The 8196-nt window shown below is 60.4% G+C and carries 9 protein-coding genes and 1 pseudogene; all 10 read left to right on the top strand.

Features of this window, described 5'->3' with window-relative positions; genetic code table 11:
* Positions 1 to 788, top strand: a 788-nt coding sequence (plsX, locus tag EPO09_RS01025) for a phosphate acyltransferase PlsX (protein ID WP_290639299.1), incomplete at its 5' end; no start/stop codon positions are given.
* Positions 789 to 799: 11 nt separating this feature from the next.
* Positions 800 to 1831 (top strand): beta-ketoacyl-ACP synthase III, encoded by a 1032-nt coding sequence (locus EPO09_RS01020; RefSeq protein WP_290639297.1) that lies wholly within the window; start codon positions 800 to 802, stop codon positions 1829 to 1831.
* Positions 1832 to 1900: 69 nt separating this feature from the next.
* Complete coding sequence (gene fabD, locus EPO09_RS01015) at positions 1901 to 2839, top strand: ACP S-malonyltransferase (protein ID WP_290639295.1); 939 nt, start codon at positions 1901 to 1903, stop codon at positions 2837 to 2839.
* Complete coding sequence (gene fabG / locus EPO09_RS01010; RefSeq protein ID WP_290639293.1) at positions 2836 to 3582, top strand: 3-oxoacyl-ACP reductase FabG; 747 nt, start codon at positions 2836 to 2838, stop codon at positions 3580 to 3582. The genes fabD and fabG overlap by 4 nt, the downstream gene beginning before the upstream one ends.
* Positions 3583 to 3691: 109 nt before the next feature.
* The gene (gene acpP, locus EPO09_RS01005; RefSeq protein WP_035034663.1) at positions 3692 to 3931 is read left to right on the top strand and encodes an acyl carrier protein; all 240 of its coding nucleotides are present in this window, start codon (positions 3692 to 3694) and stop codon (positions 3929 to 3931) included.
* An 80-nt stretch (positions 3932 to 4011) separates the two neighbouring features.
* Positions 4012 to 5256 (top strand): beta-ketoacyl-ACP synthase II, encoded by a 1245-nt coding sequence (fabF, locus tag EPO09_RS01000; protein WP_290639289.1) that lies wholly within the window; start codon positions 4012 to 4014, stop codon positions 5254 to 5256.
* 145 nt (positions 5257 to 5401) lie between these two features.
* Complete coding sequence (locus EPO09_RS00995) at positions 5402 to 6085, top strand: hypothetical protein (protein ID WP_290639287.1); 684 nt, start codon at positions 5402 to 5404, stop codon at positions 6083 to 6085.
* A gap of 104 nt (positions 6086 to 6189) precedes the next feature.
* Positions 6190 to 6795, top strand: coding sequence for an RNA polymerase sigma factor RpoE (gene rpoE / locus EPO09_RS00990; protein WP_290639301.1), 606 nt, complete (start codon positions 6190 to 6192; stop codon positions 6793 to 6795).
* A gap of 112 nt (positions 6796 to 6907) precedes the next feature.
* Positions 6908 to 7612: a sigma-E factor negative regulatory protein gene (locus EPO09_RS00985; RefSeq protein WP_290639285.1), complete on the top strand. Its 705-nt coding sequence runs from the start codon at positions 6908 to 6910 to the stop codon at positions 7610 to 7612.
* 182 nt (positions 7613 to 7794) lie between these two features.
* Positions 7795 to 8196 (top strand): annotated as a pseudogene (locus EPO09_RS00980) (serine peptidase); the annotation flags it as partial.

Here is an 8196-nt window from a genome sequence, read left to right as displayed (position 1 = left end):
GGCACGCCTGCGTGTCGGCTGGCAATACCGGCGCCCTGATGGGCCTGGCGCGCTACCTGCTCAAGACGGTGGAGGGCATTGACCGCCCGGCGCTGGCCACGGTCATGCCCAACCAGAAGGACGGCTTCACCACGGTGCTCGACCTGGGGGCCAATGTCGACTGCACGGCCGAGCACCTGCTGCAATTTGCTGTCATGGGCAGTGCCCTGGTGTCGGCGGTGGACGGCAAAGACAGCCCCAGTGTGGGTTTGCTCAACATCGGCGAAGAGATGATCAAGGGCAGCGAAGTCATCAAACAGGCTGGTGATTTGCTGCGTACGGCCAACGAGCGCGGCCTGCTGAACTTCTACGGCAACGTGGAAGGCAACGACATTTTCAAGGGAACTTCGGACATCGTCGTGTGCGATGGCTTCGTCGGCAATGTCGCCTTGAAGACCGCCGAGGGGCTGGCTGGCATGTTCTCGGCCTTCATTAAGCAGGAATTCACGCGCAACATCTTCACCAAAATGGCGGCTTTGGTTGCCATGCCGGTGCTAAATCACTTCAAAATGCGCGTTGACCACCGTCGCTACAGTGGCGCGGCACTGCTGGGCCTGCGCGGCCTGGTGTTCAAAAGTCACGGCTCCTCCGACAAGCTGGCGTTTGAAGTGGCCCTGAATCGGGCTTATGATGCCGCCCGTCACAAGCTCTTGGACCGGGTTCACGACCAGATCGCAGCCACGCTTGTCAGTCTGCCAACTTCGGCTGACACAACAAGCGGTTCGGCGGATGTGGGGCAGGCGGCCTGATCCACCCCTCAATGTCCACAAGACATACTGACGACAATTCACGTTCCAGCTCACAGGCGTTGACGGGCCCTCGATTTGCCCGTATCGCCGGAACAGGCAGCCAATTGCCCCCAAGGCGTGTCACCAACCAGGAGTTGGTTGATCGCCTCGCCGCCGATGGCATCCAGTCCTCCAACGACTGGATCATCGAACGCACGGGCATCCATGCGCGCCACTTTGCCGAGCCCGATGTCACCTCCAGCATGCTGGGCGTGCAGGCGGCTCGCAAAGCCCTCGATGCGGCCGGCCTGCAGGCCGATGACATCGACCTCATCATTTGCGCCACCTCCACGCCGGACATGGTCTTTCCGTCGGTGGCCTGCCTGATTCAGCGCGAACTGGGCATCCACGGCTGCCCGGCATTTGATGTACAGGCCGTGTGCTCCGGCTTCATCTACGCCCTGACCGTGGCCGATTCCATGATTCGTTCGGGCGTGACTCGTCGTGCGCTGGTCATCGGTGCCGAGGTCTTCTCCCGCCTGCTCGACTTCAAGGACCGCACCACCTGTGTGCTGTTCGGCGACGGCGCCGGTGCCGTGGTGCTGGAATTGTCCGAATTACCTGGTATCGTGTCCTCTTGCCTGCATGCGGATGGCCGGTATGTGGATCTGCTCAATGTGCCGGGCAATGTCTCTGGTGGGCAGGTTCTGGGTGACGTCACGCTCAAGATGGACGGCCAGGCCGTGTTCAAGCTGGCTGTCAACGTGCTGGACAAGGCTGCGCACGAAGTGCTGGAGGCAGCGGGCCGGGATGAGTCCTGCATCGACTGGCTGATTCCGCACCAGGCCAATTTGCGCATCATGCAGGGCACTGCCAAAAAATTGAAACTTCCGTATGACAAGATCGTGGTGACCGTCGATCAGCACGGCAACACCTCGGCAGCGTCGATTCCGCTGGCGCTGGACCACGCCGTGCGCAGCGGCCAGATCCAGCGTGGTCAAACTCTCATGCTCGAAGGCGTGGGGGGCGGATTCACCTGGGGGGCGGTGCTGGTGGACTACTGAGTTTTAGTTGACGCCCGCTCTTGCATTTCAAAAAACATATTTCCCTGAGACAGTACCAAGGACCTCGTCATGACTGCATTTGCTTTTGTGTTTCCCGGCCAGGGCTCCCAAGCCGTGGGCATGCTCAATGCGTGGGAAGGCCACGCCGCCGTGCGCGACACACTGGCCGAAGCCTCTGATGCCCTGGGTGAAGACATCGCCCGCCTGATCGCAGAAGGCCCCAAGGAGGCGCTGGACCTGACCACCAACACCCAGCCCGTGATGCTGACGGCAGGTGTGGCTTGCTGGCGCGCGTGGCAGGCTGAAACCGGCCTGAGCCCGGTCGCAGTGGCTGGCCATTCTCTGGGTGAGTACTCTGCGCTCGTGGCGGCTGGCGTGTTGACGCTCAAGGATGCCTTGCCCCTGGTGCGTTTCCGTGCGCAGGTCATGCAAGAGGCCGTGCCCGTGGGCACGGGCGGCATGGCTGCCATCCTGGGTATGGATGCCGATGGCGTGAAGGCTGGTTGCGCTGAAGCGGCGGCTGCCGTTGGCGAGGCTGTGGAAGCCGTGAATTTCAACGACCCGAAGCAGACCGTGATCGCTGGCACCAAGGCCGCGGTTGAAAAGGCCTGCGAAGTGCTGAAGGCGGCCGGCGCCAAGCGCGCCTTGCCGCTGCCCGTGTCGGCACCGTTCCACTCCAGCCTGATGAAGCCTGCCGCTGAGCGCTTGAAGGAAAAGCTGGCCGCAACGGCATTTGCTGCGCCACAGATTGCCGTGATCAACAACATCGACGTTGCTGTTGCCGCCGATGCTGATGCCATCCGCAATGCGCTGTACCGCCAGGCTTTCGGCCCTGTTCGCTGGGTTGAAACCATTCTCGCCCTCAAGGCGCGGGGCGTGACACACGTGATCGAGTGCGGTCCGGGTAAAGTGCTGGCCGGTATGGTCAAGCGCATTGACGCTGATCTGATCGCAACCACTGTTTTTGATCCGGCTTCGCTTGCTGAAGCCAAGGGGCTGCTGGCATGAGCACGGAATTCAAGGGACAAATCGCGCTGGTGACCGGCGCCAGCCGTGGCATCGGCCGTGCTATCGCACTGACGCTGGCTCAGCGAGGCCTGAAAGTCATCGGCACAGCCACGACCGAGTCTGGCGCGCAAGGCATCAGTGAAGCGCTGGCTGGCTTTGAAGGCAGCAAAGGCATCGTGCTGAACGTGACCGACGGCGCAGCTGTCGATGCCGCTCTGGACGCCATCCTCAAGGAGCATGGTGCGCTGCATGTGCTGGTCAACAACGCCGGCATCACCCGCGACAACCTGTCCATGCGCATGAAGGACGATGACTGGGATGCCGTCATCGACACCAACCTCAAGGCCGTGTTCCGCCTGAGTCGCGCCGTGATGCGTCCCATGATGAAACAGCGCCATGGCCGTATCATCAACATCACCTCGGTCGTGGGCGCCAGTGGCAATCCCGGTCAGGCCAACTACGCAGCCGCCAAAGCGGGCGCGGCCGGCATGACCCGTGCACTGGCCCGCGAGCTGGGTAGTCGTAACATTACCGTCAACTGTGTGGCGCCGGGTTTCATCGACACCGATATGACCCGCGCCCTGACAGAAGAGCAACATACCGCCTTGAAGGCGCAGATCCCGCTGGGCCGTCTGGGTCAGCCTGATGACATTGCCGATGCCGTGGCCTTTCTGGCCTCGCCACAAGCCGGCTATATCACAGGGCAGGAACTGCACGTCAATGGCGGCATGTACATGAACTGATTTTGAGATTGTTCAGGGAATCTCAATTTCCTTTTTCGAGCCGGCGGCGTTATAGACACGCCGAACCGGTAAAATCCCTGGTTTGTTTGCACCACCTCCTGGAGGAGTCATGAGCGATATCGAAGCACGCGTCAAGAAGATCATTGCAGAGCAACTTGGTGTTGCCGAGTCTGAAGTCAGCCCCGAGAAGGCCTTCGTTGCCGACCTGGGCGCCGATTCCCTGGACACCGTTGAACTGGTGATGGCCCTCGAAGACGAGTTCGGCATCGAAATCCCTGACGAAGAGGCCGAAAAGATCACGACAGTGCAACTGGCGATCGATTACGCCAAGTCGCACGTCAAGGCCTGAGCCGATTGAGTCAGACCAAGGCCCTTGCTCGATGAGCTTGGGCCTTGTTCACATCGAATCAACCTTATTCAAATCCAAGCATGACCCGTCGTCGCGTCGTCGTCACAGGCCTGGGCCTGGTTACCCCCGTGGGCAACAACGTTCAGGAATCCTGGTCGAATCTGGTTGCCGGTCAGTCCGGCATCCAAACCATCACCAAGTTCGACGCCTCGGCGTTCGCCTGCCAGTTCGCAGGTGAGGTCAAGGGCTTCAACATCGAGGATTACATCCCCGCCAAAGAAGCCCGCCACATGGATACCTTCATCCATTACGGTCTGGCTGCTTCCATGCAGGCCGTCCGTGATGCAGGCCTGCCTACGGGCGAGGCCCTGACGCCCGAAATCGCCGAACGCATTGGCGTGATGGTGGGTTCGGGCATTGGTGGTCTGCCCATGATCGAGCAGACCCACAAGGAATACACAGATCGCGGCCCGCGCCGCATCTCGCCCTTTTTCGTGCCCGCGTCGATCATCAACATGATCTCCGGCCACGTGTCCATTCAATATGGTTTCAAGGGTCCCAACATCGGCGTGGTCACGGCCTGTACCACCGGCCTGCACGCCATCGGTCTGGCTGCGCGCATGATCGAATACGGCGACGCCGACGTCATGGTCGCAGGTGGTGCCGAAGCCACCGTGTCGCCTCTGGGCATTGGCGGCTTTGCTGCCGCTCGTGCACTGTCGACCCGCAACGACGATCCCAAGACGGCCTCGCGCCCCTGGGACAAGGACCGCGACGGTTTCGTACTGGGTGAGGGCGCTGGCGTCATGGTGCTCGAAGAGTACGAAAGCGCCAAGGCGCGCGGCGCCAAGATCTACGCTGAACTGCTCGGCTTCGGCATGACTGGTGATGCCTATCACATGACGGCCCCGGACGTGGACGGCCCCAAGCGTTCGATGCTGTCGGCGCTGCGCAATGCCGGCATCAATCCTGATCAGGTTCATTACCTGAACGCCCACGGCACCTCCACGCCACTGGGCGATGCCAACGAAACCAATGCCATCAAGGCAGCTTTTGGTGACCATGCCAAGAACCTGGTCGTCAACTCGACCAAGTCCATGACCGGGCACCTGCTGGGTGGCGCTGGTGGCATTGAATCCGTGTTCACGGCGCTGGCTGTGCACAACCAGATCTCACCTCCGACGATCAACATCTTCAACCAGGATCCCGAGTGTGACCTGGACTACTGCGCCAACACCGCGCGCGAGATGAAGATCGACGTGGCCGTGAAGAACAACTTCGGCTTCGGCGGCACCAACGGTTCGCTGGTGTTCAAGCGCGTCTGATTGACGGGGCGCCGGGCTTTTGTCGCGAGTCAACATGGCCCCGCATCCCATGATGAAACCCAACACCTGGGCCTTGTGGTCAGGTTCAGGCGGTTTGCCGTCGATCCGGCGAGCCGCAGCGGCCTTCTGGCTGGTGGGTGGATGCATGGTGATCGCCTGGGTTGTCGGGCTCATTCATGAGGCATTGGTCTGGGGCAGCTCTCCTTTGTTGCTGTTTGCGGGCTTGTCCGTCGCGGCAGGTTGGTGCTGGCTGGCCTGGTCTACCTGGTCCACCTGGCGTGCGGATCGGTCTCATCTGACCCTGCTGTGGACGGGGCCCGTTCGCGATGTACAGGAAGACGGCGTCACCAGTTCTGTGGGCGGTTTTCGTGTCGCGCAATGGGATGCCGCGGTGCGTCTGGATGTGTTGATGGATCTCCAGCGCTGGATGTTGCTGCGCGTGACATCCATGCAGGCAAACTCGCCTCGCCAATCCTGGATCTGGCTGGATGCGAAGGCGCAGCGGCCCGGTGTAGCGGGCGGCTTGTCTCGGAACTCCCTGCACCAACTTCGATCTCTTTTGTATCTGCCGGCACGTCTGACGACGGCAGAGGATGCGAAGCCCACCCTTCATGGGGGGCTTGCCCGTTGGCTGAGCCAGGCAGTGGCATCATGGGCGCATTCATACAAATCAGGATTCAAGTTGCGCTCTTCTGTCATGCCGCCAGGCTCTTTACATGGGCTCAGTCATCGTCATGTCGGCTCCGAATCGGCTTTTCCTTCCACGCTCGTCATGCGCGATGACGAGTGCAAAGATGTTTTTGTCGCTCGCTCCGGAGAGCACGGGTGAAGCCTCACGATCCAGTCGATCCCGGTCAAGTTGATCAGGGCGCGCCTTCGCGTGTGTATGTGGCGCCGACCGAGGGCGTCTTGCATACCGAGCCAGTTGAGCCCATCGTGGATGTGGATGCGGCGCTTGTGGGGCGGGTCCAGTGCGGTGATCAAAAGGCCTTCGAGATGCTGGTGGTCAAGTATCAACGCCGCATCGAGCGCTTGATTGCCCGCATGGTGCGTGACGTTGATCTGGTCGAAGACATCGCCCAGGAAACCTTTATTCGTGCCTACCGCGCCTTGCCCAATTTTCGTGGGGAAAGTGCGTTCTACACCTGGCTTTATCGCATTGCCGTCAATACCGCCAAAAAGGCCATGATAGGCCTCAAGCGTGACCCGCTGCTCACCGAATCGGCGATGGCGTTGGCCAGCGAGGAGGAGGATGGCAACTCTCGGGTTGAAAACGAATTGAGCGATGGCGAAACACCGGAATCCGTGCTGGCCAGCAGGCAGATCGCCCAGACAGTGAATGCTGCCATTGAGTCGCTGTCGGAGGACCTTCGTCAGGCCATCACCTTGCGGGAAATCGAAGGCCTCAGTTATGAGGAAATCTCCGAGATGATGAACTGTCCGATCGGGACGGTTCGCTCCCGGATTTTCCGTGCGCGAGAGGCGATTGCCACGCGCTTGAGGCCGTTGCTGGATACCCGGCAGGGTGAGCGCTGGTGAGTGCCTCGCTCAAATGTAAATCTGAGTGAACTTTTTTCGGCTGGCCGAGTCTGTACTTCATGAGAATGTCGCACGCTGCGGCATTCGAGGCGAGATTCAGGAGCAAATACGCATGTCTGACCGTTTCAGTGATCGTGACGCTACGCGCGCCGCTCTGTCAGCATTGGCCGATGGTGAGGCGCCGTCTGCGGATGTGGCGCGTGCTTGTGCTGCCTGGCGGGATCAGCCCGATGCGCGGGCCGCTTGGCATGACTATCAGATGATTGGTGATGTGATGCGCTCGGATGACTTGGCGCACGCGAGTTCCGGCGATGCTTTCCTGAACAAGTTCCGCGAACGATTGGCACAAGAGCCCGTGGTGCTGGCCCCTGTTGCTGCAACGCAGACGGTAAACGCTCAGCGCATGGCTTCGGGCATGAAGCAGGCCTCTGCAGTGGTTGCGCCGCTCAAGCGCCGTGCATGGGCTGGGCCCATGGCGGTCGCAGCTGGATTTGTGATGGTCGTTGGAGTATTGATGTCCTCGCAGATCTTGCCGAGTGGTGTCGGGGCGCCCTCTGGTGATGCATCTTTGGCTCAAGCTGGTTCAAACACCTATATGCCAGTGCAATGGACTGGGGGCGTGGTGGCTGAACCTGGGCGTGCTCCTGGTTTGTCGATTGCCGGTGGTGCGTCCTTCAATCGCCCTGGCGATGCAGTCATGATTCGAGATCCTCAACTGGATCAGACGCTCGCCGTTGAGCATGGCGTGCAGCACGCTGAAACGTCATTTGCAGGTCAGGACGACTTGATCAGGCCGGTGGTGTTTGGCGGCCGCTAAGGCGGCCAATTTTCCGTCTTGCAGGCCGCTGTTCAGCTTTTGGGCTGCAGCGGCTTTTGCTTTTGTTATCTTTACTTGTCTTCACGCCGGCTGAGTGAACTGTCAGCCATCTGCGTGGCTCCTACGTTGTAGTTTCTGCCCCTTCAATCTGTATCGTTTTTTTGTCAAACGAGGTTTTGCAAATGACGTCTTCCAATCAGTCAGTCTCTTCGTCCTCCTCCGTCGTTCGCCGCACGCTGGTCGTCGGTTCGGTGGTCTCGGCCGTTGCGCTGGTGCTGAGTTCCAGTTTGTTCCCGCATCCGTCCCAGGCGCAACAACCAGCGCCTCTTGCTGCGTCGGTCCAGCAGGCTACGCAAGCGCCAGTCGTGGTCAAAGGCTTGCCGGATTTCACGGAGTTGGTTGAACGTGTTGGCCCGGCTGTGGTGAGCATTCGCACCACACAGCGTGTTGTGGAGCGCGATGACGATGATGAAGATGAAGCTCAGGCGCAGATGCGCGAGTTTCTGAAACGATTTTTTGGTGCGCCCATGCCTGGGCCAACTCCTGGGAATCCTGCGCCCAAGAAGAGTCCCCAGCCCAAGGGG

The sequence above is a fragment of the Aquabacterium sp. genome, assembly GCF_004297345.1.
Lineage (GTDB): Bacteria > Pseudomonadota > Gammaproteobacteria > Burkholderiales > Burkholderiaceae_C > Aquabacterium.
The sequence above is the reverse complement of the archived record's forward strand: the minus strand, read 5'-3'. Positions and strand labels throughout refer to the sequence as shown.